23 protein-coding genes are annotated in these 24,538 nt (G+C 71.4%); 11 read left to right on the top strand and 12 right to left on the bottom strand.

Features of this window, described 5'->3' with window-relative positions; all coding sequences use genetic code 11:
* Positions 1-8: 8 nt before the first annotated feature.
* From trpS to sdhC, 7 genes are all read right to left on the bottom strand, one after another.
* Positions 9-1,013: a tryptophan--tRNA ligase gene (gene trpS / locus ASC54_RS00570; RefSeq protein ID WP_082514756.1), complete on the bottom strand. Its 1,005-nt coding sequence runs from the start codon at positions 1,011-1,013 to the stop codon at positions 9-11.
* Positions 1,014-1,064: 51 nt separating this feature from the next.
* Positions 1,065-1,910: an exodeoxyribonuclease III gene (locus tag ASC54_RS00565; protein ID WP_055858598.1), complete on the bottom strand. Its 846-nt coding sequence runs from the start codon at positions 1,908-1,910 to the stop codon at positions 1,065-1,067.
* Positions 1,911-1,919: 9 nt separating this feature from the next.
* Positions 1,920-3,077, bottom strand: coding sequence for a YihY/virulence factor BrkB family protein (locus tag ASC54_RS00560; RefSeq protein WP_055858601.1), 1,158 nt, complete (start codon positions 3,075-3,077; stop codon positions 1,920-1,922).
* 146 nt (positions 3,078-3,223) lie between these two features.
* Positions 3,224-3,979 (bottom strand): succinate dehydrogenase iron-sulfur subunit, encoded by a 756-nt coding sequence (locus tag ASC54_RS00555; RefSeq protein WP_055858604.1) that lies wholly within the window; start codon positions 3,977-3,979, stop codon positions 3,224-3,226.
* A complete protein-coding gene (gene sdhA, locus ASC54_RS00550; protein WP_156376761.1) occupies positions 3,979-5,763 on the bottom strand; it encodes a succinate dehydrogenase flavoprotein subunit in 1,785 nt (594 codons plus the stop codon). Before sdhA ends, ASC54_RS00555 begins: the two co-directional genes overlap by 1 nt.
* Positions 5,764-5,827: 64 nt before the next feature.
* Positions 5,828-6,271: a succinate dehydrogenase, hydrophobic membrane anchor protein gene (gene sdhD, locus ASC54_RS00545; protein WP_055858611.1), complete on the bottom strand. Its 444-nt coding sequence runs from the start codon at positions 6,269-6,271 to the stop codon at positions 5,828-5,830.
* 2 nt (positions 6,272-6,273) lie between these two features.
* Entirely contained in the window at positions 6,274-6,663 is a 390-nt protein-coding gene (gene sdhC / locus ASC54_RS00540) for a succinate dehydrogenase, cytochrome b556 subunit (RefSeq protein ID WP_255357357.1), read from the bottom strand.
* A gap of 204 nt (positions 6,664-6,867) precedes the next feature.
* On the opposite strand from sdhC, the gene ASC54_RS00535 reads away from it, so the two are divergent.
* The 7 genes from ASC54_RS00535 to ASC54_RS00505 all read left to right on the top strand — a co-directional run bounded on the left by ASC54_RS00535 (position 6,868) and on the right by ASC54_RS00505 (position 15,390).
* Complete coding sequence (locus tag ASC54_RS00535; protein ID WP_055896010.1) at positions 6,868-7,989, top strand: mannose-1-phosphate guanylyltransferase; 1,122 nt, start codon at positions 6,868-6,870, stop codon at positions 7,987-7,989.
* A gap of 237 nt (positions 7,990-8,226) precedes the next feature.
* Entirely contained in the window at positions 8,227-9,318 is a 1,092-nt protein-coding gene (locus ASC54_RS00530; RefSeq protein ID WP_055858620.1) for a BMP family protein, read from the top strand.
* Positions 9,319-9,567: 249 nt separating this feature from the next.
* Positions 9,568-11,082, top strand: a complete 1,515-nt coding sequence (locus ASC54_RS00525) for an ABC transporter ATP-binding protein (RefSeq protein WP_055858623.1) — start codon at positions 9,568-9,570, stop codon at positions 11,080-11,082.
* Complete coding sequence (locus ASC54_RS00520) at positions 11,079-12,347, top strand: ABC transporter permease (RefSeq protein ID WP_082514754.1); 1,269 nt, start codon at positions 11,079-11,081, stop codon at positions 12,345-12,347. The genes ASC54_RS00525 and ASC54_RS00520 overlap by 4 nt, the downstream gene beginning before the upstream one ends.
* The gene (locus tag ASC54_RS00515; RefSeq protein ID WP_055858626.1) at positions 12,344-13,654 is read left to right on the top strand and encodes an ABC transporter permease; all 1,311 of its coding nucleotides are present in this window, start codon (positions 12,344-12,346) and stop codon (positions 13,652-13,654) included. Before ASC54_RS00520 ends, ASC54_RS00515 begins: the two co-directional genes overlap by 4 nt.
* A gap of 18 nt (positions 13,655-13,672) precedes the next feature.
* Positions 13,673-14,098 (top strand): cytidine deaminase, encoded by a 426-nt coding sequence (locus tag ASC54_RS00510; RefSeq protein WP_055858628.1) that lies wholly within the window; start codon positions 13,673-13,675, stop codon positions 14,096-14,098.
* Positions 14,095-15,390 (top strand): thymidine phosphorylase, encoded by a 1,296-nt coding sequence (locus tag ASC54_RS00505; protein ID WP_055858632.1) that lies wholly within the window; start codon positions 14,095-14,097, stop codon positions 15,388-15,390. The genes ASC54_RS00510 and ASC54_RS00505 overlap by 4 nt, the downstream gene beginning before the upstream one ends.
* Here the strand turns inward: ASC54_RS00505 and ASC54_RS00500 are convergent.
* Positions 15,387-16,334 carry a nucleoside hydrolase gene (locus ASC54_RS00500; RefSeq protein ID WP_055858635.1) on the bottom strand — a complete coding sequence of 316 codons (948 nt, stop codon included), beginning with the start codon at positions 16,332-16,334 and terminating at the stop codon, positions 15,387-15,389. The two genes, ASC54_RS00505 and ASC54_RS00500, sit on opposite strands and share 4 nt — an antisense overlap.
* 62 nt (positions 16,335-16,396) lie before the next feature.
* Between ASC54_RS00500 and ASC54_RS00495 the strand changes: the two genes are divergently transcribed.
* Genes ASC54_RS00495 through ASC54_RS00485 form a run of 3 tightly spaced genes read left to right on the top strand, consistent with a single transcriptional unit; the run spans position 16,397 to position 18,254 of the window.
* Entirely contained in the window at positions 16,397-17,536 is a 1,140-nt protein-coding gene (locus tag ASC54_RS00495) for an adenosine deaminase (protein ID WP_055858638.1), read from the top strand.
* Entirely contained in the window at positions 17,533-17,985 is a 453-nt protein-coding gene (locus ASC54_RS00490) for a PTS sugar transporter subunit IIA (RefSeq protein ID WP_055858642.1), read from the top strand. The genes ASC54_RS00495 and ASC54_RS00490 overlap by 4 nt, the downstream gene beginning before the upstream one ends.
* Positions 17,982-18,254 (top strand): PTS sugar transporter subunit IIB, encoded by a 273-nt coding sequence (locus ASC54_RS00485; protein WP_055896008.1) that lies wholly within the window; start codon positions 17,982-17,984, stop codon positions 18,252-18,254. Before ASC54_RS00490 ends, ASC54_RS00485 begins: the two co-directional genes overlap by 4 nt.
* Before the next feature lie 27 nt (positions 18,255-18,281).
* On the opposite strand, the gene ASC54_RS00480 is transcribed toward ASC54_RS00485, so the two are convergent.
* The 4 genes from ASC54_RS00480 to ASC54_RS00465 form a co-directional block, all read right to left on the bottom strand.
* On the bottom strand, positions 18,282-18,872 hold the full coding sequence (locus ASC54_RS00480; protein WP_055858648.1) for a hypothetical protein: 591 nt from the start codon (positions 18,870-18,872) through the stop codon (positions 18,282-18,284).
* A complete protein-coding gene (locus ASC54_RS00475) occupies positions 18,869-20,098 on the bottom strand; it encodes a hypothetical protein (protein WP_055858651.1) in 1,230 nt (409 codons plus the stop codon). The genes ASC54_RS00480 and ASC54_RS00475 overlap by 4 nt, the downstream gene beginning before the upstream one ends.
* A 23-nt stretch (positions 20,099-20,121) precedes the next feature.
* Positions 20,122-21,801: a phospho-sugar mutase gene (locus tag ASC54_RS00470; protein ID WP_055858654.1), complete on the bottom strand. Its 1,680-nt coding sequence runs from the start codon at positions 21,799-21,801 to the stop codon at positions 20,122-20,124.
* A 74-nt stretch (positions 21,802-21,875) separates the two neighbouring features.
* Positions 21,876-22,709, bottom strand: a complete 834-nt coding sequence (locus ASC54_RS00465) for a purine-nucleoside phosphorylase (RefSeq protein ID WP_055858657.1) — start codon at positions 22,707-22,709, stop codon at positions 21,876-21,878.
* A 117-nt stretch (positions 22,710-22,826) separates the two neighbouring features.
* Between ASC54_RS00465 and ASC54_RS00460 the strand changes: the two genes are divergently transcribed.
* Positions 22,827-24,266 carry an NAD(P)H-quinone dehydrogenase gene (locus tag ASC54_RS00460; RefSeq protein ID WP_055858660.1) on the top strand — a complete coding sequence of 480 codons (1,440 nt, stop codon included), beginning with the start codon at positions 22,827-22,829 and terminating at the stop codon, positions 24,264-24,266.
* Positions 24,267-24,538: the final 272 nt, after the last annotated feature.

The raw sequence follows: 24,538 nt of genomic DNA, 5'->3' as shown, positions 1-24,538 counted from the left end.
GACGGGCCTCATGCGCGCGGCAGGAACCCGACGGCGTCGTACACGCGGGCGAGCGTCGCGTCCGCGATGGCGGATGCCCGGTCCGCGTTGATCGCGAGCAGCCGGTCGAGCTCGGCCGGGTCGTCGAGCAGCTCGAGCGTGCGCTCGCGGATCGGCCGCAGCTCCTCCACGACGGCCTCGGCGACGGCGCCCTTGAGCGCCCCGTACTGCAGCCCGTCGAACTCCGCCTCGACCTCGGCGACCGAGCGCCGCGTCACGATCGCGAGGATCGACAGGAGGTTCGAGACGCCGGGCTTCTCGGCCGGGTCGTACCGCACGACGCCCTCGGAGTCGGTGACGGCCGACTTGATCTTCTTCGTCAGCGCCTTGTCGTCGTCGAGCATCCACAGGATGCCCGCGGGGCTCTCGCCCGACTTCGACATCTTCGCCCCCGGGTTCTGCAGGTCGTAGATCTTCGCGGTCTCCTTGAGGATCCGCACCTCGGGCACGACGAGCGTGTCGCCGAAGCGCGAGTTGAACCGCGTCGCGAGGTCGCGCGTGAGCTCGATGTGCTGGCGCTGATCCTCGCCGACCGGCACGACGACGGCGTCGTAGAGCAGGATGTCGGCCGCCTGCAGGATCGGGTACGTGAACAGCCCGACCGAGGCCACATCGAGGCCGCCGCGCGCCGACTTGTCCTTGAACTGCGTCATGCGCGACGCCTCGCCGAACCCGGTGATCGTGTTGAGCACCCAGGCGAGCTGCGCGTGCGCGGGCACGTGCGACTGCACGAAGAGGGTCGAGTGCTCGGGGTCGATGCCCGCGGCGATGTACTGGGCCGCGGTGCGCCGGGTGCGCTCGCGCAGCTCTGCCGGGTCCTGCGGCACGGTGATGGCGTGCAGGTCGACGACGCAGAACACGGCGTCGTGGGTCGCCTGCATCTCGCGCCACTGCAGCAGGGCTCCGGCGTAGTTGCCGAGGTGCAGGCTCGCGGCCGAGGGCTGCATGCCCGAGAACAGGCGGGGTGCGGTCATGAGGCGGTCCTTCTCGGAGATCGAAGCGGCGGATGCTGGGCGCGAGTCGGGCTACAGCGCGTAGTCGACGACCACGGGCGCGTGGTCGCTCCATCGCGTGTCCCACGACGGCGCCCGGTCGATCGCGTAGCCGGTGACGGCGGCTGCGAGCGCGGGGGTGGCGACGTGGTAGTCGATGCGCCAGCCGGTGTCGGTGTCGAACGCCTTCCCGCGCTGCGACCACCAGGTGTAGGGGCCGTCGACCTCGCCGGCCTGCGCGCGCCCGACGTCGACCCAGCCGAGGCCGGGGCCCGTCGTGCCGTCGACGCACTCGACGCTCTCACCGACGGGGCCGAGGAAGCGGTCGAAGTAGGCGCGCTCGCGCGGCAGGAAGCCCGCGCTCTTGCGGTTCCCGCGCCAGTTCCTGATGTCGAGCTCGCGGTGGCCGACGTTGAGGTCGCCGACGACGAGGGCGTGCTCGCTGTGCGCGGCGAGCTGGGGCAGGCGCTCCTCCATCGCGTCGAGGAAGCGGTACTTCTCGACCTGCTTGGGGGTGTCGACCTCGCCGGAGTGCACGTAGCAGCTCACGACCGTGATGGGCACGTCGCCGACGTGCAGGTCGGCCTCCAGCCAGCGGCCGGCCGAGTCGAAGTCCTCGTCGCCGAGCTCGACCCGGTGCGCGTGGATGGGCCACCGCGTCGCGATCGCGACCCCCGCGCGGCCCTTCGCTGTGGCGGCGTCGTGCAGGACCGTCCAGCCCTCGCCGAGCAGCCCCGTGACGTCCTCGGTGGATGCTCGTACCTCCTGCAGCGCGAGGATGTCGACGTCGCGCTGCGCGAGCCACTCGCCCATGCCCTTCCGGTACGCGGCACGGACGCCGTTGACGTTGACGGAGGCGATGCGGACCGGGTTCGGCATGCCTCCATCCTAGGTTCGGCCACGGACGCTCGAACGCCCGCGCTCGGCGCCGGCCGCGCGCACGGCGGCGTTCTGGCTCGCGCGCTCCGCGCGCGCCCGCGCACGACGCAGGCGCCGTCGCGCCCAGAACCCGGCCGGCTCATCGGCCCCGTCGTCGTGCTCGGCGACGAGGGCTCGCGCGGCCTGGAGCCGCCGCGCGGCGACCGACTCGTCGAGCACGAGTCCGGCATCCCGCACCGTCACCGCGACCCACGCGGCCGAGACCAGGATCACCTGGCAGACCAGGTTGAAGAAGATCAGGAGGCCGATGATGACGGCGAACGAGGCGAGCAGCGGGTTGGAGGTCGCGCCGCCGAGCAGGGCCGACCCGAGGATCTTGAGCGCGCCGAGCAGAGCGGCCCCGATGAGCACGCCCGATCGCAGTCGCCGGAGGGGGATCGGCAGCCCTGCGAGCACGCGGAACAGCGCCGCGAGCACGACCGCGTCGAGCGCGAACATGACGACGAGCGACACGGCTCGCGAGAGCGCGGTCGCGACGACGGTCTCGCCGAGCCCGAACGACCCGAGGACCAGATCGGTCGCCTGCGTGCCGATCACCGTGAGCGCCGCCGAGAGGATCAGCACGGCTCCGAAGCCGATCGCGATCACGAGATCCTTCAGTCGCTGGACGATCACGTTGCCCTCGGCGGGCGGCAGGTCGAACAGCACGCGCACCGCGTCTCGGGCCGACGCGAGCCAGCCGAGCGCCGTGACGAGCAGGCCGATGAGCGCGAGCGCGCCGGTCCACGTGAATGCGGCCGTGTCGAGCAGGTCGTTCGGGTCGATCGCGCCGTCGCCCATCCCGGTGTCGATGAGGCCCGGCACCGCATCGGCGAGCACGCGGATGACCGTGGTGCGCAGTCCGAGATCCTCCGAGACGATGGCGCCCGCGATCGAGAACCCCACCCACAGCGCGGCGAAGACGGAGAAGATCGCCGAGTACGCCAGGCCCGAGGCGAGGATCGGCCCGCGCTCGCGCCCGTAGTGCTGGAACACCCGCACCGGCTTGGAGCGCATCACGCGAGCGACGAGGGCCTTGGCGCGATCGACGGCGCTCGGCGCGTCGGCGGCGGGGGAGATAGCGGGGGAGTCGACCTCGGGTCGTTCGTGGGGCTTCCGTCCGGGCATCCCGACACCCTAACGAGCCCGTCCGGAAGGCCGCGCTCGGATGTCCAGGCTCGTCGCAGGCTGGGGCAGGACCGGGAACGGGAGAGGGCCCCGGGGGAGCATCCCCGGGGCCCTCGATCGGCGCGTTCGCGACGCGCCGTCCCTCGCTACGGCTTGCCGCGCAGGATCGCCTGCTTGACCTCGGCGATCGCCTTCGTGACCTCGATGCCGCGCGGGCACGCCTCCGAGCAGTTGAAGGTCGTGCGGCAGCGCCACACGCCCTCCTTGTCGTTGAGGATGTCCAGGCGCACCTGGGCGGCGTCGTCGCGGCTGTCGAAGATGAAGCGGTGCGCGTTGACGATCGCGGCGGGGCCGAAGTACTGGCCGTCGGTCCAGAACACGGGGCACGACGACGTGCACGCGGCGCACAGGATGCACTTGGTGGTGTCGTCGAAGCGCGCACGCTGCTCGATCGTCTGCAGGCGCTCCTTCTCGGGCTTCGAGCTCGCGATGAGGAAGGGCTGAACCTGGCGGTACGACTCGAAGAAGGGCTCCATGTCGACGATGAGGTCCTTCTCCAGCGGCAGGCCCTTGATTGCCTCGACGTAGATCGGCTTCGAGATGTCGAGGTCCTTGATCAGCGTCTTGCACGCGAGGCGGTTGCGGCCGTTGATGCGCATCGCGTCCGAGCCGCAGATGCCGTGGGCGCACGAGCGGCGGAACGCGAGGGTGCCGTCCTGGTCCCACTTGATCTTGTGCAGGGCGTCGAGCACGCGGTCGGTCGAGTACATCTCGACGTCGAAGTCCTGCCAGTGCGGCTCGGCGTCCTTCTCGGGGTCGAACCGGCGCACGATGAGGGTGACGGTGAAGGCCTGGACGGCGCCGACCTCCTGCGCGGGGGCCTCGGGGGCGGTCGTGGCCATCAGTACTTCCTCTCCATGGGCTGGTAGTGCGTGATCGTGACGGGCTTCCAATCCATGCGGATGTGGTCCTCCGGGTTCGCCGAGTGCAGGTCGCCCACGAGGTAGGCCATCGTGTGCTGCATGTAGTCGGCGTCGTTGCGGTCGGGGAAGTCGTCGCGCATGTGACCGCCGCGGCTCTCCTTGCGGTTGCGCGCCGAGAACACGACGACCTCGGCGATGTCGAGCAGGAAGCCCAGCTCGATCGCCTCGAGGAGGTCGGTGTTGAAGCGCTTCCCGCGGTCCTGGATGCCGATGTTCTGGTACCGGTCGCGGAGCTCCTGGATGGTCGTGGTCACGCTGCCGAGGCTCTCCTCGGTGCGGAACACCTGCGCGTTCTTGTCCATCTCCTCCTGCAGCGTCTTGCGCAGCGGGGCGAGGCGCTCGGGGCCGTCGGCGACCCGGAGGCGCTCGACCATCTCGCGCACCTCCTTGGCCGGGTCCTCAGGCAGCGGGGCGAAGTCGGCCGAGCTGGCGTACTCGACGGCGTACTTGCCGGCGCGCTTGCCGAAGACGTTGATGTCGAGCAGCGAGTTCGTCCCGAGGCGGTTCGAGCCGTGCACCGAGACGCACGCGCACTCGCCGGCCGCGTAGAGGCCCTTGATGACGGTGTCGTTGTCGGCGAGCACCTCGGCCTTGATGTTGGTCGGGATCCCGCCCATCGCGTAGTGCGCGGTCGGCATGACCGGCACCGGCTCGACCACGGGGTCGACGCCGAGGTAGGTGCGCGCGAACTCGGTGATGTCGGGGAGCTTGGTCTCCAGCACCTCCGCGCCCAGGTGGGTGCAGTCGAGCAGCACGTAGTCCTTGTTCGGGCCGGCGCCGCGGCCTTCGGCGACCTCCTGCACCATGCAGCGGGAGATGATGTCGCGCGGCGCGAGGTCCTTGATCGTGGGCGCGTAGCGCTCCATGAAGCGCTCGCCGCTCGCATTGCGCAGGATGGCGCCCTCTCCGCGGGCGCCCTCGGTGAGGAGGATGCCCAGGCCCGCGAGCCCGGTCGGATGGAACTGGAAGAACTCCATGTCCTCCAGCGGGATGCCCTTGCGCCAGATGATGCCGACGCCGTCGCCCGTGAGGGTGTGGGCGTTGGAGGTGGTCTTGTAGATCTTGCCGAAGCCGCCCGTGGCGAAGACGACGCTCTTGGCGTGGAAGACGTGCAGGTCGCCCGTGGCGAGCTCGTAGGCGACGACGCCGGCGGCGCGTCGCTCGCCGTCGACCTCGCTCAGCAGCAGGTCGAGCACGTAGAACTCGTTGTAGAAGTCGATGCCGAGCTTGACGCAGTTCTGGAAGAGCGTCTGCAGGATCATGTGACCGGTGCGGTCTGCGGCGTAGCACGCCCGGCGCACGGGCGCCTTGCCGTGATCGCGCGTGTGACCGCCGAATCGGCGCTGGTCGATCTTGCCGTCGGGCGTGCGGTTGAAGGGCAGGCCCATGTTCTCGAGGTCGATGATCGCATCGATGGCCTCCTTCGCGAGGATCTCCGCCGCGTCCTGGTCGACGAGGTAGTCGCCGCCCTTGACGGTGTCGAAGGTGTGCCACTCCCAGCTGTCCTCCTCGACGTTCGCGAGGGCGGCGGCCATGCCGCCCTGCGCGGCGCCCGTGTGAGAGCGCGTCGGATAGAGCTTGGAGATGACGGCGGTCTTCGCGTTGGGGCCGGCCTCGATGGCCGCGCGCATGCCGGCGCCGCCGGCGCCGACGATCACGACGTCGAACTGGTGATGGTGGACCGCGGATGCGGTCGGGGTCATGGTGGTCTCAGTGCTCACAGGATGTCTCCGCGATGTCAGGTGTCGAGCGCTCGGATGCCGACGCTCAGAGCGTCGAGCAGAACGAGGCGATGAGCTCGGGGTCCGCGCCGGCCGGGCACGGGTCGAAGGTGTAGATGACGAGCGTGCCGAGGATCAGCAGCACGGCCGTCGAGGAGGCGAGCGCGAAGTGGAGCGCCGAGCGCACCTTCGGCTTCGTCACGTAGTCGTTGACGAGAGTGCGCATGCCGTTCGCGCCGTGGATGAGCGCGAGCCACAGCAGCAGCGTGTCCCAGACCTGCCAGAACGGGTCGCTCAGCTTGCCGGCCACGAACGCGAAGTCGATCTGGCTCACGCCGTCGCCCGCGACGAGGTTGACGAAGAGGTGGCCGAAGATGAGCACGACGAGGACGACCCCCGAGGCGCGCATGTACATCCAGCCCCACTTCTCGAGGTTCATCCCGCTGCGCGTGCGTGCGGCGGAGGAGCGCGGTGCGTCGATGGTCGTCATGCTCAGCCTCCGAACACGTGGATGAGGTGGCGGGGGGCGAAGCCGATCATGAGGACGGCCCAGAGCCCGAGGACTCCCCAGAACAGCGCGCGCTGGTGCCGCGTCCCGACCGACCAGAAGTCGACCAGGATGATCCGGAGCCCGTTGAGGGCGTGGAAGCCGATCGCACCGACGAGCGCCAGCTCGCCGAGACCCATGATGGGCGTCTTGTACGACTCGATGACCACGTTGTAGGCCTCGGGGCTGACGCGCACGAGAGCGGTGTCGAGGATGTGGACGAGAAGGAAGAAGTAGATCGCCACACCGGTGATGCGGTGCAGGACCCAGGACCACATTCCCTCATGGCCGCGGTACAGGGTTCCGGCGATGACGGGTGGTCGGGGGGCGGGCACGGTCAGGGGCGCCGATGAGCTGCTCGCTCCGGCTCCCGCTACCTTCGCTGGCACGAGAAACCCTCCTCAGGGCAAGGACGACGGGCGCAGTGAACTGCGTCCTTGAACTCCGATGAATACCGGTCTCGACTGGTGGCCGCCGATGAATTCCATCCTACGTCGAGATTTCTGAGTGCTTCCGCGCCCCGCGCTAGGGTGACCGGCATGCGCGAACTCGAGGGAGCACTGCCCGACTTCCACGCGATCATCCCCGCCGGCGGCGTCGGCTCGAGGCTCTGGCCCCTCTCCCGCGCGGAGGCTCCGAAGTTCCTCCACGACCTCACCGGCACCGGGCGGACGCTGCTGCGCGAGACGTGGGAGCGCATCCTGCCCCTGACCGGCAGCGACCGCATCATGGTGGTCACCGGACGCGCCCACCGTGCGGCCGTGGAGAAGCAGCTGCCGGAGCTCACGCACGCCAACATGGTGCTCGAGTCCGAGCCGAAGGAGTCGTCCGCGGCGATCGGCCTCGCGGCGGCCATCCTTCATCGCCGCGACCCCGAGGTGATCATCGGCTCCTTCGCCGCCGACCACGTGATCACCGACGCCGAGCGCTTCCGCCGCGCGGTCTCCGAGGCCGTCGCGGTCGCGCGCACCGGCCTCATCACCACCATCGGCATCACGCCGACCGAGCCGTCGATGGGCTTCGGCTACATCCACTGCGGAGCGCCGCTCGAGGTCGAGGGCGCGCCGCACGCCGAGCTCGTCGACCGCTTCGTCGAGAAGCCCGACCTCGACACGGCGACGCAGTACGTGCGCTCGGGCGACTACCTCTGGAACGCGGGCATGTTCATCTCGCGCGCCGATCGACTGCTCGAGGAGCTCGCCCGCACCCAGCCCGAGCTGCACGAGGGCCTGGTCGAGATCGCGGCGGCGTGGGACACGGAGGCGCGCGAGGACGTCGTCGACGCGATCTGGCCGATGCTGTCGAAGATCGCCATCGACTACTCCGTCGCCGAGCCCGCCGCCGAGGCCGGCCGCCTGGCGGTCGTGCGCGGCGACTTCCCGTGGGACGACGTGGGCGACTTCTCCTCCCTCGCCAAGCTCCTCTCCGGCGGCCGCCCCGGCGACCTCGCGATCCTGGGGGAGGGGGCGCGCGTGCTGTCCGACTCCTCCAGCGGCGTCGTGGTGAGCCAGAGCCCGCGCCTGATCTCCCTCATCGGCGTCACCGACATCGTCGTCGTCGACACCCCCGACGCGCTGCTGGTCACCACGCGCGAGCACGCTCAGCGCGTCAAGGCGGTCGTCGACGCCATCAAGTCGGCGGGGCGCAACGACCTCCTCTAGCCGTTCTGAGGGGCGGGGCGGATGCGCCTCGCGCCGCGCATCCGGTGCTCATTCGCGCACGGAGCCGCGCATCCACCGGCGGGAAGCCCGGATTTCCGCGGGATTTCGCCCTCGTCGCAGTTCCGTAACGCTTGCGTCACCGCGGCCGAAAGGCACTGCTGAGCAGTGATCACGGGCGCTAACGTAAAGCGCAACCACCCCAGCGCCCCCGCTGGGCCCTGCTTTCTGGAGGACACAGTGACGTTCACTTCCCGCAAGACCGCCCTCAGCGGTCTCGCCCTCATCGGCGCCAGCGCGCTCGTGCTCGCCGGCTGCGCCGCAGCACCCGAGGAGGAGACCCCGGGCGCCGCGCCCACCGACGAGGCGCCCGACTTCTACCCCTGCATGGTCTCGGACGCGGGCGGCTTCGACGACAAGTCGTTCAACCAGGCCGGCTTCATGGGCCTCGAGGACGCGGCCAACGACCTCGGTGTCGAGTTCAACGCGGTCGAGTCGGCCGACGAGAACGCCTACGGCCCGAACGTCTCGAGCCTGGTCGACGAGGGCTGCGACCTGATCGTCACGGTCGGCTTCCTCCTCGCCGAGGCCACGACCGAGGCGTCGACGGCCAACCCCGACATCAACTTCGCCATCATCGACGAGTTCGTCGAGGGCGAGAACGTCAAGCCGATCCAGTTCAACACCGTCGAGGCGGCGTTCCTCGCCGGCTACGCGGCCGCGAGCTACTCGAAGACCGGCTTCGTCGGCACCTTCGGCGGCATCCAGATCCCGCCGGTCACGATCTTCATGGACGGCTTCGTGCAGGGCGTCGAGTACCACAACGAGGTCAAGGGCACGAACGTCCAGGCCCTCGGCTGGGACTTCGACGGCCAGACCGGCGCCTTCACCGGCGGCTTCGCTCCCGGCACCGAGGCCCTCACGACGGCCCAGGGCCTCATCGACCAGAACGTCGACGTGCTCATGCCCGTCGGCGGTCCGATCTACCAGAGCGCCGCGGAGGCCATCCGCGACTCCGACCGTGAGATCGCCCTCATCGGCGTCGACTCCGACGTCTACGAGACCGACCCCTCGGTCGCCGACCTGCTCCTCACGTCGGTGCTGAAGAACATCGCGGTCGGCGTGTACGACGTCACGACCGGTGCTGCCGAGGGCAACTTCGACAACACGCCGTTCGTCGGCACCCTCGAGAACGGCGGCCTCGGCCTCGCGCCGTTCCACGACTTCGAGTCGAAGGTCAGCGCCGAGCTGGCCGCCGAGCTCGAGGAGGTCACCGCGGGCATCGTCGCCGGTGACATCGAGGTCACGTCGCCGGCATCGCCCGGACAGTAGTCGCAACCGGATCCATCCGGGGGAGGCCAGCGATGCTGGCCTCCCCCGGCCCGTTTCCGGAGGGAATCCGCCAGGACGCCCGCGCGCGACGCCGTGCTCAGATGCGCGCGCATCTGCTCAGATCCCGGCCATGACGCTCCCGTACAGTGGAGCAGTCGGGCCCGCCGCGGTCGCCCTGAACGCGGCATCCTCCGACACCAGCTCACGGACAGCGCCGACTCCACCCGACGGCGCGGGAAGGCGCGGAGCATGAAACTCGAGCTTCGTGGCATCACCAAGCGCTTCGGCGCCCTGGTCGCCAACGACCACATCGACCTCGTGGTCGAGCCCGGCGAGATCCACTGCCTGCTCGGCGAGAACGGTGCGGGGAAGTCCACCCTCATGAACGTGCTCTACGGCCTGTACCAGGCCGACGAGGGTCAGATCCTCCTGGACGACGTCGTCCAGGGCTTCACCGGCCCCGGCGACGCGATGAACGCCGGCATCGGCATGGTGCACCAGCACTTCATGCTCATCCCCGTCTTCACGGTGGCCGAGAACGTCATGCTCGGCAACGAGTCGACGAAGCCCGGCGGCCTCCTCGACCTCGAGGCGGCGCGCGCGAAGGTCGTCGAGATCTCGGCGCGGTTCGGCTTCGACATCGACCCGGACGCCCTCATCGAGGACCTCCCCGTCGGGGTGCAGCAGCGGGTCGAGATCATCAAGGCCCTCTCGCGCAACGCGAACGTGCTCGTCTTCGACGAGCCCACCGCCGTGCTCACGCCGCAGGAGACCGACGAGCTCATGGCCATCATGCGCCAGCTCCGCGACGAGGGCACGTCGATCGTCTTCATCACCCACAAGCTCCGCGAGGTCCGCGAGGTCGCCGACCGCATCACGGTCATCCGCCTCGGGAAGGTCGTCGGCGAGGCCTCGCCCACCGCGACCAACGCCGAGCTCGCCTCCCTCATGGTCGGTCGTGCGGTCGACCTCACCGTCGACAAGGACCCGGCCGCCCCCGGCGACGACGCGCTCGTCGTGCGCGACCTGACGGTCACCGACCACAACGGGCAGCTTCTGGTCGACGGCGTCTCGTTCACGCTGCGCCGCGGCGAGATCCTCGCGATCGCCGGTGTCCAGGGCAACGGGCAGACCGAGCTCACCGAGGCCATCATGGGTCTCCAGCACCGCGTCCACGGCTCGATCGCCCTCGACGGCGAGGAGCTCATCGGCCGCTCCACGCGCGGCGTGCTCGACGCGGGCGTCGGCTTCGTGCCGGAGGACCGCACGGAGGACGGCCTCGTCGGCGAGATGACGATCGCCGAGAACCTCATGCTCGACCGCTCGACCGGTGAGCCGTTCGTGAAGCGGGGCACGCTGCAGCTCGCCGACCTCGCGCGGTTCGCCGCCGAGAAGGTGCGCGAGTTCGACGTGCGCGCGCAGGGCATCACGACGCGCGTGGGCCGCCTGTCGGGCGGCAACCAGCAGAAGGTCGTCCTCGCTCGCGAGCTCAGTCGCGAGCTGCGCCTCTTCATCGCGGCGCAGCCCACCCGTGGGCTCGACGTCGGGTCGATCGAGTTCGTCCACAAGCGCATCGTCGAGACGCGCGACGCCGGGGTTCCCGTCATCGTCGTCTCGACCGAGCTCGACGAGGTCGTCGCGCTCGCCGACCGCATCGCGGTCATGTACCGCGGGCGCATCGTCGGCATCGTGCCGGGCGATACCCCCCGCAGCGTCCTCGGACTGATGATGGCCGGCGAGACGCCGGCGGAGGTGGCCGCATGAGCACGACGACCAGCCCCGCGACCCCGGCGAGCGCGCCCGAGACGCCCGCCGCACCGCGGTCCAACCAGATCATGAAGGAGATCCTCGGCGGCTCCGCCGCGATCTCCGTCCTCGCCGTGGTGCTCGCGCTCATCGCGGGCGGGATCCTCGTGATCCTGACCGATGAGCGGGTCGCCGAGACCTCCGGGTACTTCTTCTCCCGCCCCTCCGACACCCTCGGCGCCGCCTGGCAGGCGGTGAGCGGCGCGTACACCGCGCTCTTCCGCGGCTCGATCTTCAACTACGAGACCGATCGCGGGTTCGCGATCGCCATCCGCCCGCTGCTGGAGACCCTCACCTTCGCTACCCCGCTCATCGCGGCGGGTCTGGGCGTCGCGCTCGCGTTCCGCGTCGGCCTGTTCAACATCGGCGGCCGCGGCCAGATGCTCATCGCGGCGGCGGCGGCCGGCTACGTCGGCGCATACGTGCCGCTCCCGCCGGTCATCCACCTCGTGGTCGCGCTCATCGTCGGCATCATCGGCGGCGCCCTCTGGGGCGGCATCGTCGGTCTCCTGAAGGCCCGCACCGGCGCGCACGAGGTGATCGTGACGATCATGCTCAACTACATCGCGTTCTACCTCGTGTCCTTCCTGCTGCGCACCCCGGGCGCGCTCCAGGCGCCCGGCCAGAACAACCCGAAGTCGGGCCCCATGCTCGAGTCGGCGCAGTACCCGAGCCTGCTGGGCCCGCAGTACAACCTCGACATCGGCTTCATCCTCGTGATCGTCGCGACGATCTACGTCTGGTACCTGCTCAACCGCTCGGCGATGGGATTCCAGTTCCGCGCCGTCGGCGAGAACCCGCACGCCGCGCAGGTCGCGGGCATCAACGTCAAGAGCGTCTACGTGAAGGTGATGCTCATCGCGGGCGCCCTCGTCGGTCTCGCGGGGGTGCAGCAGGTGCTCGGCAACTTCACCGGCGGATTCGCGGCCGGGCTCGACGCCGGCATCGGGTTCGATGCGATCACCGTCGCGCTCCTCGGGCGCTCGAAGCCGTGGGGCGTGTTCTTCGCGGGCATCCTGTTCGGGGCGCTCAAAGCGGGCTCGTTCACGATGCAGAGCGCCGAGGGCATCCCCGTCGACATCGTGCTCGTCGTGCAGAGCTTCATCGTGCTCTTCATCGCCGCGCCGCCGCTCGTCCGGGCCATCTTCCGACTGCCGACGCCCGACGGCAGCTTCCAGTGGCGCAAGCCCGTGATCGCCCGCAAGGCGGAGGTGTCGAAGTGACCGCTGCACCCGCGACCACCGCGTCCGCGGCGACGACGCCCGGTGGGGCATCCCCCATCGTCGTGAGGAGCTGGAAGGCGCCCATCGCCTTCGCGATCTTCACCGTCATCGCGATCCTGCTGTTCTTCATCGTCGGTCGCCCCGACCTCGACGGCGGCAACCCGACGACGATCTACCGGCTCTCGGAGGCGCGGGACGCCATCCAGCTGCCGCCGCTCACGCTCGGCCTCGCCGAGACCACGATCGTCGTCGTGATCCTCATGGTCGCCGCGACGATCGGCGCCTTCCTGCTCGCGCGGGCGGCGGTCCGGGTCCCGCTGTGGCTCACGACGATCTTCGCCGTGCTCTTCCTCGTCGGGTTCCTCACCTGGGCGGCCGCCGGAGCGACCGTGCCGATGATCGGCCTCCTCGCCGGAGCGCTGACCGTGAGCACCCCGCTCATCTTCGGCTCGCTCGGCGGCGTGATCTCCGAGCGCGTGGGCGTCGTCAACATCGCGATCGAGGGCCAGCTGCTCGGCGGCGCCTTCATGGCCGCGATGCTCGGCACGCTCACGGGCAGCCCCTACGTCGGGCTCCTCGGCGCGATGGTCGCCGGCGCGCTCGTCTCCTTCGTGCTCGCCGCGTTCGCGATCAAGTACTTCGTCGACCAGGTCATCGTCGGCGTCGTGCTCAACGTCCTCGTGCTGGGCCTCACGAGCTTCCTGTACTCGACCGTCATGGTGCCGAACGCCGAGACGTTCAACTCGCCCGAGAAGTTCGAGCGCATCGCCATCCCACTGCTGAGCGAGATCCCCGTCCTCGGGCCGATCCTGTTCCGCCAGACGGTCATCGTCTACCTGATGTACCTCGCGATCTTCCTCGTCTGGTTCGGACTCTTCAAGACGCGCTGGGGCCTGCGCCTCCGCTCCGTCGGCGAGCACCCGACCGCGGCCGACACGGTCGGCATCAACGTGCGGGCGACGCGATTCTGGAACGTCCTGCTCGCCGGCGCCATCGTCGGCGGCGGCGGCGCGTTCTTCACGCTCGCCGCGGTCGGCTCGTTCGGCAAGGACATGACCAACGGCGCCGGCTTCATCGCGCTCGCCGCGGTGATCTTCGGCCGCTGGGACCCGATCCGCGCGACCCTCGCCGCCCTGCTCTTCGGCTTCGCCACGAACCTGCAGTCGACCCTGTCGATCGTGGGCTCGCCCGTGCCGAGCGAGTTCATGCTCATGCTCCCGTACGTCGTGACGATCGTCGCGGTCGCCGGCTTCGTCGGCGTCTCGCGGCCCCCCGCCGCGTCCGGCAAGCCGTACATGAAGGCCTGAGCAGGAGAGAGCCAGAACATGACCGCATCGCCCGCGCCCGCGGCCGACGCCTTCGACTGGGACGCGCTCCGCGCCGTCGCGCTCGAGGCGATGGCCAAGGCCTACGTGCCGTACTCGAAGTTCCCCGTCGGCGTCGCCGCGATCGTCGATGACGGTCGCGTCATCTCCGGCTGCAACGTCGAGAACGCGTCCTACGGCCTCACGCTGTGCGCCGAGTGCACGCTCGTCTCCACGCTCCACATGACCGGCGGCGGCAAGCTCGTCGCGTTCACGTGCGTCGACGGGAACGGCGGAGCCCTCATGCCCTGCGGCCGCTGCCGCCAGCTGCTGTTCGAGCACTCGGCCGAGGGCATGCTGCTCGAGACCGTGTCGGGCATCAAGACCATCGATGAGGTGCTGCCCGACGCGTTCGGCCCGCGCACCCTGGAGGAGTTCCGCTCATGAGCATCGAGCCGTTCGACGTCGTCGACCTGATCCGCACCAAGCGGGACAAGGGCGCCCTCACCACCGAGCAGATCCGGTGGATGATCGACGCCTACACGCGCGGCTACGTCGCCGACGAGCAGATGTCGGCCATGACCATGGCCATCTTCCTCAACGGCATGACGCGCGAGGAGGTGCGCGACATGACCCTCGCGATGGTCGCCACGGGCACGCGCCTCGACTTCTCCGGGCTCTCGAAGAAGACCACCGACAAGCACTCGACCGGTGGGGTCGGCGACAAGATCACGCTGCCGCTCGCGCCGCTCGTCGCCTCGTTCGGCGTCGCGGTACCGCAGCTCAGCGGTCGCGGGCTGGGTCACACGGGGGGAACGCTCGACAAGCTCGAGAGCATCCCGGGCTGGCGCGCGAACGTCACCGTCGACGAGATGATGGCGCAGCTCGAGAGCGCGGGCGCCGTCGTGTGCGCTGCCGGCTCGGGCCTCGCGCCCGCCGACGGCAAGCTCTACGCCCTGCGCGACATCACGGGCACCGTCGAGTGCATCCCGCTCATCGCCTCGTCGATCATGTCGAAGAAGATCGCGGAGGGCACGGCCGCGCTCGTGCTCGATGTGAAGTTCGGCTCCGGCGCCTTCCTGAAGGACATCGAGCAGTCGCGCGAGCTGGCGAAGGTCATGGTGCGACTGGGCGAGGATGCCGGGGTCGCCACCCGTGCGGTGCTCACCAACATGAACGTGCCGCTGGGCCTCGCGATCGGCAACGCCAACGAGGTGCGCGAGTCGGTCGAGGTGCTCGCGGGAGGCGGTCCTGCCGACGTCGTCGAGCTCACCGTCACGCTCGCCCGCCACATGCTCGAGCTCGCCGGCATCACCGACGCCGACGTCGAGGGCGCCCTGCAGACGGGTCAGGCGATGGACACCTGGAACGCGATGATCCGCGCGCAGGGCGGCGACCCCGAGGCGCCCATGGCCGAGGCGGCCGAGCACCACGTCGTCACCGCCGACCGCGACGGCGTGCTCGTCGAGCAGCATGCGCTGCCCTTCGGCATCGCTGCCTGGCGACTCGGCGCGGGCCGCGCGCGCAAGGAGGACCCGGTCGACCACGCCGCGGGCATCGACCTGCACGCGAAGCCCGGCGACGCCGTCACGAAGGGCCAGCCGCTGTTCACGATGCACACCAACGACGCCGCGCGCTTCGACCGCGCGCTCGAGGCGCTCGAGGGCGGCTACCGCATCGGCGACGCGGGCGACGAGGTCGTCACGGGCGGGCCGCTCGTCGCGGGGGTCGTCGACTAGAGGTCGACCGCGCCGATGCGCTCGAGCGCGTCCACCACGAGCCCCCAGAACCGCTCGTTGTCGAGGTTCATCGCGACGGACGTGCTGCAGTCGGCGGGGGCGGGCGCGCGCAGGTCGGCCACGGTCATGCCGACCGTGAGCGCGCCGGTGAGCTCGACGTCGAGCGGCGCCCGAACCGTCTCCATGATCGTCGGGTCGATGACGTACGCGACGGCGCAGGGGTCGTGCACCGGCGGGTGGTCGAACCCCTGGGCGTCCTTGTAGGTGTGCCCGAAGAACTCCAGCAGCTCCCCGACGAACCGCGCGGGCCCGGTGCCGACGGCGGCGATGCGCGCGGCGACCTCGGGCGTCGCGAGCGCCTGGTGGGTGGCGTCGAGCCCGACCATGACGAGCGGCCACGGCTCGTTGAACACGATGTGCGCGGCCTCGGGGTCGATGACGATGTTGAACTCGCTCACCGCGCTCCAGTTCCCGACGTGGACGCCCCCGCCCATGAGCACGACCTGCTTGACGCGCTCCGCGATCCGAGGCTCCGTGCGCACCGCGAGGGCGATGTTCGTGAGGGCGCCGGTCGGCACGAGCGTCACCGTCCCGGGCTCGTGAGCCATGACGGTGTCGATGATGAGGTCGACGGCGTGCCGGGCATCCAGCTCGATCGCCGGCTCCGGCAGCACGGGGCCGTCGAGCCCCGATTCGCCGTGGATGCTCGGGGCCGTCTCGATGGCGCGCACGAGCGGGCGGTGCGCGCCCTTCGCGAACGGCACCTCGGTGATGCCGGCGACGCGCGCCACGGCGAGCGCGTTGCGCGTGACCTTCTCGATCGTCTGATTGCCCATGACGGTCGTGACCGCGAGCAGCTCGATCTCGGGCGAGCCGTGGGCGAGCAGCATCGCCACAGCATCGTCGTGGCCGGGGTCGCAGTCGAGGATGATCTTCTCGGGCATGAGCCGAGCCTATGGCCCGTCGAGCGGGTCACGACACGGTAACGAACCGGTAGGTTTGAGGCATGACGACGGCGACGACCACGACCCTCATGCCCGGCACCGACACGGTGCTCGAGGCCCTGCCGAAGGTGTCGCTGCACGATCACCTCGACGGCGGTCTGCGCCCGCAGACGATCATCGAGCTGGCCGTCGAGGCGGGCGTCGAGCTGCCCACGACCGACGCCGCAGAGCTCGCCGCGTGGTTCGCCGAGAAGAGCAACTCCGGCTCGCTCGTGGAGTACCTGAGGACCTTCGACATCACCACGGCCGTCATGCAGTCGCGCGAGGGCCTCGAGCGCGTCGCTCGCGAGGCCGTGCTCGACCTCGCGGCGGACGGCGTCGTGTGGGGCGAGATCCGCTGGGCCCCCGAGCAGCACCTGACGCGCGGGCTGAGCCTCGACGAGACGGTGGAGGCGGTTCAGGCGGGCCTCGATGCGGGCGTCGCGGAGGCGCGCTCGCTCGGCCGCCGCATCCGCGTCGGACAGCTCGTGAGCGCCATGCGTCACGCCGACCGCGGCCTCGAGATCGCCGAGCTCGCCGTGCGCCACCGCGACCGCGGGGTCGTCGGATTCGACATCGCCGGCGCCGAGGCGGGCTTCCCGCCCAGCCGGATGCGCGAGGCGTTCGACCACCTCGCGGCGAGCTTCTTCCCGGCGACGGTGCACGCCGGCGAGGCCGACGGGCTCGAGTCGATCCGCGGCGCCCTCCTCGACGGCCGCGCGCTGCGCCTCGGCCACGGCGTGCGCCTCGCGGAGGACATCGAGATCACCACCGAGGGCGAGTCGACCTTCGCCCGTCTCGGCACGCTCGCCGAGTGGGTGAAGGACCGCGGGATCGCCCTCGAGACGAGCCCGAGCTCGAACCTGCAGACCGGCGCGATCGCGCAGTGGGGCGACGAGCTCGTCGACCACCCGCTCGACCTCTTCTACCAGCTGGGCTTCCGCGTCACCGTCAACACCGACAACCGCCTCATGAGCGGCACGACCCTCAGCCGCGAGCTCGCGCTCGTCACCGAGGCGTTCGGCTACGGCCTCGACGACGTCCTCGCCTTCCAGCTCAACGCCGCCGAGGCCGCGTTCCTGCCGGTGGAGGACAGGGTCGAGCTCGCGGAGATGATCGTCGAGGGCTTCGAGGCCGCACTGGCGGGTGAGCACGCAGGATGACGCTTCCTCCGCTCGCCGACCGCGCCATCGTGCTGCGCGCCCGCGCCGCCGACTGGCGCGAGGCCGTGCGCATCGCCGGTGACGCCCTCGTCGACAGCGGCTGCGCGACGAGCGAGTACACCGACGCGATGATCCGCATGGTCGAGGACCACGGTCCCTACATCGTCATCGCGCCCGGCCTCGCGCTGGCCCACGCGCGCCCCGGCGCCGCCGTGCGGTGCGACGGGCTGTCGGTCGTCACGCTCGCCGAGCCGGTCGAGTTCGGCCACGCCCACAACGACCCGGTGCGGGTCGTCATCGGCCTCGCCGGTGTGGCGCCGGATGCCCACCTCGCGGCGGTCGCGGCCCTCGCGAACGCCTTCAACGACTCCGCCGCGATCGCCGCGGTCGCGGATGCCCCCACCCGCGACGCCGTGCGGGCCATCCTCCAGCGGTCGGAGCGCGCGTGAAGATCGTGACGATCTGCGGCGCCGGCATCGGCTCGAGCGGGATCCTCAAGGTCAACGCCGAGCGCGTGCTGCAGCGCCTGGGCCTGGAGGCGACCGTCGTGGCGGCCGACATCGCGTCGGTGGCGCGCGTGGCCGCCGACGCGCAGGTGATCCTCACGAGCGCCGAGTTCGTCGAGGCGATCGGCCCGACCCGCGCCGATGTCGTCGTGATCGAGAACTACTTCGACACCGAGGAGCTGACCCGCAAGCTCGAGGTCGCGATCGGCTGAGGTCGCGCAGGGCCCTCCGCTCGCCGCTCAGTCGTCGTCGAGAGCGTCGAGGTCGGCCTGCTCGCGCTCGCGCCGGATGCGCAGCGCGAGCGCGATGACGAGCCCGACCGCGGCGATCGGCACGATCGCGCCGGTGTAGCCGAAGAGCGCGAGGCCGACGAGGGCGGCGACCGCGACGCCGACGACGGCGATGCGCTCCGGCCGTCGAGCGGGCCCTGCGGTGGGCAGGACGCTGATCGCGGCCAGGCCCGCCGCGACCGCGGTGGTGAGGAACAGAGGCAGCGTCAGCGGCTGAGGAACGACTGCGACCGGCGAGGAGATGACCTCGAGCACGACCACCGCGGGTCGGACGAGCAGGATCGCGATCGCCAGGCGAAGCAGCCATCCGGGCTGCGGAGCCCGGCCGACGAGCGCGAGCGCCGCGAGCAGGAGCGGGACGAACCCGAGCAGCGCGACCGCGCTGCCGGTGAGGAGCACGCGCAGCGTCGCGACCTGGTCGGCCGGATCGAGCGCGCCGAGGGTGATGAGGAGCGTCGGCCCCCAGCCGCCGATCGCGGTCATCGCCAGGGCGACCACCGCGAGGACGAGACCGCGCCCGAGCGTCGACCGCCCGGTCATCGAGCGACCTCCGGACGCCCCGGCCCGACCTGCCCGGCGAGCCGACCGCGGCGCCGCTCGCGGCGACGGAGCGCCAGAAGGGTGGTCACGACCGCGGCGAACGCGAGCAGCAGCCCGCCCGTGCTGACGATGAGGAGCCACCAGGCGGTCGCGCCCGCGATCGCCACGTGGCAGGCGCCCTCCGTCGAGGCGCCGAAGCCGTGGCGGGCGAGGGCGCCGGCGAGCAGGGCGATCGCGACCGACTGCGCGGCCACGGCGGCGAGGAATACCGGCTCGAGCGGGGCGACCAGGAGGGCGAGGGACGCGACGCCGAGCATCCCGCCCCCGATCGCGAGCCACCGGCGCAGGGGGGCGACGGCGCCGCGCAGGAGGGCCGCCTGGACGGCGAGGGGGATCGCGGCGAGCGAGGCGGCGGCGAAGCCCTGGCCGCCACCGGCCCCCTCGGAGCCCGCGCCGCTCGCGCTGCCCACGGCGATGCCGATCGCCCACGCGACGACGACCGTTCCGATCGCGGTGCAGCCGAGCGCGAGGGCGAGCCGGAGGGCGTCGCGGTCGAGCTCGGGACCGCGCTCGCGCGAGCGGAGCGCGTCGCGGGGGTCGACGCCGTCGACGGCGCCCAGGGCGATCGCGCGCTCACGGGCCTCGAGGGCGCGGGCCCGGCGGCGGTGCCCGGCGCGGTCGGCGATGCCGATGAGCACCGCGCCGGCCATGATGAGCTCGGGGGCCGCGCCCGCGGCCATGAACGGGATCGCGAAGCCCGCGCCGGCGATGCCCGACCAGACGTGGGCGGCCATCGCCTCGACGTGGGGCCGGATCAGCACCGCGGTCGACGCCGCGGCCGACGCGGCGGCCGTCACGATGCCGACGGACGCGACCGTCCCGACGATGCCGATCGGCCGATCGGGGCCGGAGTTCAGCAGCCAGATGACGCCGACGGCCGAGAGCCCGGCGGCGACCGCCATCACGATCGCGCTGACCGCCGGGGTGCGCTCGAGGCGATCATCCCCGCGGCGGGCCAGGAGGAGGACGAGGGCGCCGGCCGCCACCAGGATGCCGCCCGTGCGCAGGACGCCCGCGAGCTCGGGGCGGCCCAGGGCCCCGGCCCCGAGGCCCAGGGCCGCGACGACGAGCGCGAGCACGAGCGCCCGCGCGACTCCGCGGCCGAGAAGCGGCTCGTGCGCGAGCGGTCGGGCGGGCGCGAACGGCGCGGGAGTCGGTGAGCTCACCTCGTCAGTCAAGCACGCGCCCGCTAGACGATGAGCGCGCGCATGCCCTCCTCGAGCGCCGCCACCTCGGCCTCGGCGGCCGCGCGCCGCTCGTCGACGTCGCCTGCGGTGCTCGAGGCGTCGATGTACACCTTCACCTTCGGCTCGGTGCCGCTCGGACGCACGATGACGCGCGCGCCGCCCTCCATCCAGAAGCGCAGGATGTCCGAGGGCGGGAAGACGCCGAATCCGCGGATGAAGTCGTCGACCTGCGAGACCCGCACTCCGTTGATCGAGGCGGGCGGGGCATCCCGCAGCGCGCTCATGATCGCGGGGATGCGCGCGAGCTCGGTGACGCGCAGCGAGACCTGCGCGCTCGCGAACGCGCCGAAGCGCTCGTCGAACGCGCGCTGGTGGTCGGCGAGCGTGCGCCCCTCCGCCGCGAGCTCGCCCACGAGGGCGAGGAGGTCGACGGCGGCCGAGATGCCGTCCTTGTCGCGGACCTTCTCGGGGTCGACGAGGTACCCGAGGGCCTCCTCGTAGCCGTACGCGAGCCCGCCCACGCGGGAGACCCACTTGAAGCCCGTGAGGGTGTCGCTGTAGCTCAGGCCGTACGCCTTCGCGACCTCCGACAGGGCGGGGGAGGACACGATCGAGGCGGCGAGCTTCGCCATGCGGCCCTCGCGGGTGATCCGCTCGGCGGCCCGCCAGCCGAGGAGCGCCCCCACCTCGTTGCCGCTCAGGCGGCGCCAGCCCTCCGCGGCGTCCGCATCGGGCACCGCGACGGCGAGCCGGTCGGCGTCGGGGTCGTTGGCGATGATGAGCCGCGCTCCGGCGCGGGTGGCCGTCGCGTACGACAGGTCCATCGCGCCCGGCTCCTCCGGGTTCGGGAAGGCGACCGTGGGGAAGGCGCCGTCGGGCGCGATCTGCTCGGCGACGACGGTCGGCTCGGCGAAGCCGGCCTCGCGGAAGACGCGCTGCGCGACCTCCCACCCGACGCCGTGCATCGCCGTGTAGACGAATGGCACGGGCACGCGCGCAGCGGCGCCCTCGCCGTGCGGGGCGAGCGCGGCGGTCGCGGCGACGTAGGCGTCGATCACGTCCTCGCCTGCGACCTCGAAATCGGTCGAGCGCGGCAGCTGATCGATCGACGTCGTCGACGCGACCTCGATGATGGCCTCGTGGATCTCGGCGTCGACCGGGGCGACGATCTGCGAGCCGTGGTCGCGGCCGCCGAGGTACACCTTGTAGCCGTTGTCGCGCGGCGGGTTGTGGCTCGCCGTCACCATGACGCCGGCGCTCACGCCGAGGTGCCGCACCGCGAACGCGAGCACGGGCGTCGGCAGCAGCCGCGGCAGGAGGATCGCCCGCACGCCCGCGCCCGCCATGATCTCGGCGGTGTCGCGCGCGAAGACGTCGGAGTTCACGCGGCCGTCGTAGCCGATGACGATGCTCGGGTGGCTCTCGCGTCCGACCAGGAAACGGGCGAGCCCCGCGGCGGCCTGCGTCACGAGCACGCGGTTCATGCGGTTCGAGCCCGCGCCGAGCTCGCCGCGCAGCCCGGCGGTGCCGAACGCGAGCCGCGCGTCGAAGCGCTCGTGCAGGGCCGCGACGGCCGTCGCGATGCCGGCCTCGGCATCCGCGATGATCGCGTCGAGCTCGGCCCGCGTGACCGGGTCCGGGTCCTGGTCGCGCCAGGCCTTCGCGGCGTCGAGCGTCGTCATGGGGTCTCCGATCTGCGAACGGGTGCGATGAGAGCGTACGGTTCGGGCGGATGCCCGGCGCGCCGTCGTGCCGCCTAGAGCGCCGCGACGATGCGGGCGAGGAGGCCGCTGATGACCGACTCGGCGTCCTTGCCGGCCTGGATCACCTCGGCGTGGCTGAGCGGCTCGGGGCTGATGCCGGCGGCGAGGTTCGTGATGAGCGACATGCCGAGGATCTCCATGCCCGCCTGGCGGGCGGCGATCGCCTCGAGCGCGGTCGACATGCCGACGATGTGGCCGCCCATCGTCCTCGCCATCTGCACCTCGGCGGGCGTCTCGTAGTGCGGGCCGCGGAACTGCACGTACACGCCTTCGTCGAGCCCCGGCTCGATCTCGCGGGCGAGGCCGCGCAGGCGCGCGCTGTAGAGGTCCGTCAGGTCGATGAAGGTCGCGCCCTCGAGCGGCGAGTCCGCGGTGAGGTTGAGGTGGTCGCTGATGAGGACCGGTGTGCCCGGGCTCCAGTGCTCCTTGATGCCGCCGGCGCCGTTGGTCAGGATCATGGTCTGCGCGCCGGCCGCGGCGGCCGTGCGCACCGAGTGCACGACCCGGCGCACGCCGTGGCCCTCGTAGTAGTGGGTGCGCGCGCCGATCACGAGGGCGCGCTTCCCGCTCGGGGTGAGGATGCTGCGCAGCGTGCCGACGTGCCCGGTCAGCGCCGGCTTCGAGAAGCCGACGATGTCGGTCGCGGGGATCTCGGCCGTCGTCTCGCCGATGAGGTCGGCGGCCTTCGCCCAGCCCGAGCCGAGCGTGAGGGCGATGTCGTGGCTCGCGACGCCCGTCCTCTCGGCGATCTGCGCGGCGGCCTCGGCGGCGATCGCGAAGGGGTCGGCGTTCGGGTCGTCGAGCGGGTGCGGTGCGTCATCGGACATGACGAACATCGTAGTGAGGGGGCCTGGTGCGCGACCGCGCAGAGAGGTGCGCATCCGCGCCCGGGCGGGACGGGCATCCGTTGGGGGGTTAGCGGGCGGAGTGGAAGACTGGAGGGCGTGTCGACAACATTCGAACGGACCCAGCGCATCGTCATCATCGGCGGCGGACCCGGCGGCTACGAGGCGGCCCTCGCCGGGCGCCAGCTCGGCGCGGAGGTGACCCTCATCGAGCGGTCCGGCGTCGGCGGGTCGGCGGTGCTCACGGATGTCGTGCCCTCGAAGACCCTCATCGCGACCGCCGAGGCGGCCGAGGCCATCATGGAGGCCGGCGAGGTCGGGGTGCAGTTCTTCGCCCGCGGCGAACGCGGTCGCGCCGTCAAGCCCGAGATCGCCGTCAACCTCACCGCCGTCAACCACCGGCTCCTGCGGCTCGCTGCCCAGCAGTCGCAGGACATGCACGAGCAGCTCGAGCGCGCCGGCGTCCGCATCCTCACCGGCGACGGCCGCCTCGACGGGCCGGGCCGGGTCGTCGTCTCGACCGGCAGCGGGCGCAAGCGCGTCGACTTCGACGAGTGCGAGGCCGACACGATCATCGTCGCCGTGGGCGCCTCGCCGCGCGAGCTGCCCACCGCGAAGCCCGACGGCGAGCGCATCCTCACCTGGAAGCAGCTCTACGGGCTCGAGGACGTCCCCGAGCACCTCATCGTCGTCGGCTCGGGCGTCACCGGGGCCGAGTTCGCCTCCGCGTATCGCTCGCTGGGCGCGCGCGTCACGCTCGTCTCCTCCCGCGACCAGGTGCTCCCGGGCGAGGATGCCGATGCCGCGGCCCTCATCGAGAAGGTGTTCCTCCGCTCGGGCATGGAGCTGCTCTCCAAGGCGCGCGCGCAGTCGGTCGAGAACACGGGCGCGGGCGTGCGCGTCACCCTCGCCGACGGCCGTGTCGTCGAGGGCTCGCACTGCCTCATGGCGGTCGGCGCCGTGCCGAACACCGCCGGGCTCGGACTCGAGGAGGCGGGGGTGCAGCTGGCCGAGAGCGGGCACATCCGCGTGAACCGGGTCGCCCGCACGTCGATCCCGTCGATCTACGCCGTCGGCGACTGCAGCGACTTCCTGCCGCTCGCGTCGGTCGCGTCGATGCAGGGCCGCACCGCGGTGTACCACGCGATGGGCGACGCGGTCGATCCGGTCGAGCGCCGGAACGTGACATCCAACATCTTCACGCACCCCGAGATCGCGACCGTCGGGTTCTCGCAGAAGGACGTCGAGGACGGGGTCGCCCGCGGCACCGTCTTCAAGCTGCCGCTCGCCGCGAACCCGCGCGCGAAGATGCAGGGCATCAAGGAGGGGTTCATCAAGCTATTCGCCTCGCGCACCTCGGGCACCGTCATCGGCGGGGTCGTCGTGGCGCCGCGGGCCTCCGAGCTCATCCTGCCGATCGCGCTCGCGGTCGAGCACCGCCTGACGGTCGACCAGCTCGCCTCGGCGATGAGCGTGTACCCCTCGCTCTCGGGCGGCATCACGGATGCCGCGCGCGCGATGCACGTCATCCGCGAGTAGCGCGGCCCGCGTGCTTGCCCCGGCGGGCCGCGCGCGCCCGTCGCCCCGCAGCGGGTCAAAGTGAGTCGAGAAGTGGCGTCTGAGTCGAAACCTTCCGACTCAGACGCCACTTCTCGACTCAGCAGGTGCCGCAGACACGGGCCGGCCCGTGGTTGCTGGGTGGCTCCTCCCCACGGCGCTCTCTTGCACCCTCACTCACCGGCTCGGGCGCACGGCGTTCCACGGGGGCAGGCGCCTGCATGCTGTCGCAATGCGCACATCGTCGGACGCTC

This window comes from Yonghaparkia sp. Root332 (genome assembly GCF_001425665.1).
In the GTDB taxonomy this organism is placed as follows: Bacteria; Actinomycetota; Actinomycetes; order Actinomycetales; family Microbacteriaceae; genus Microcella.
This window is presented reverse-complemented; position numbering and strand designations above follow the sequence as displayed.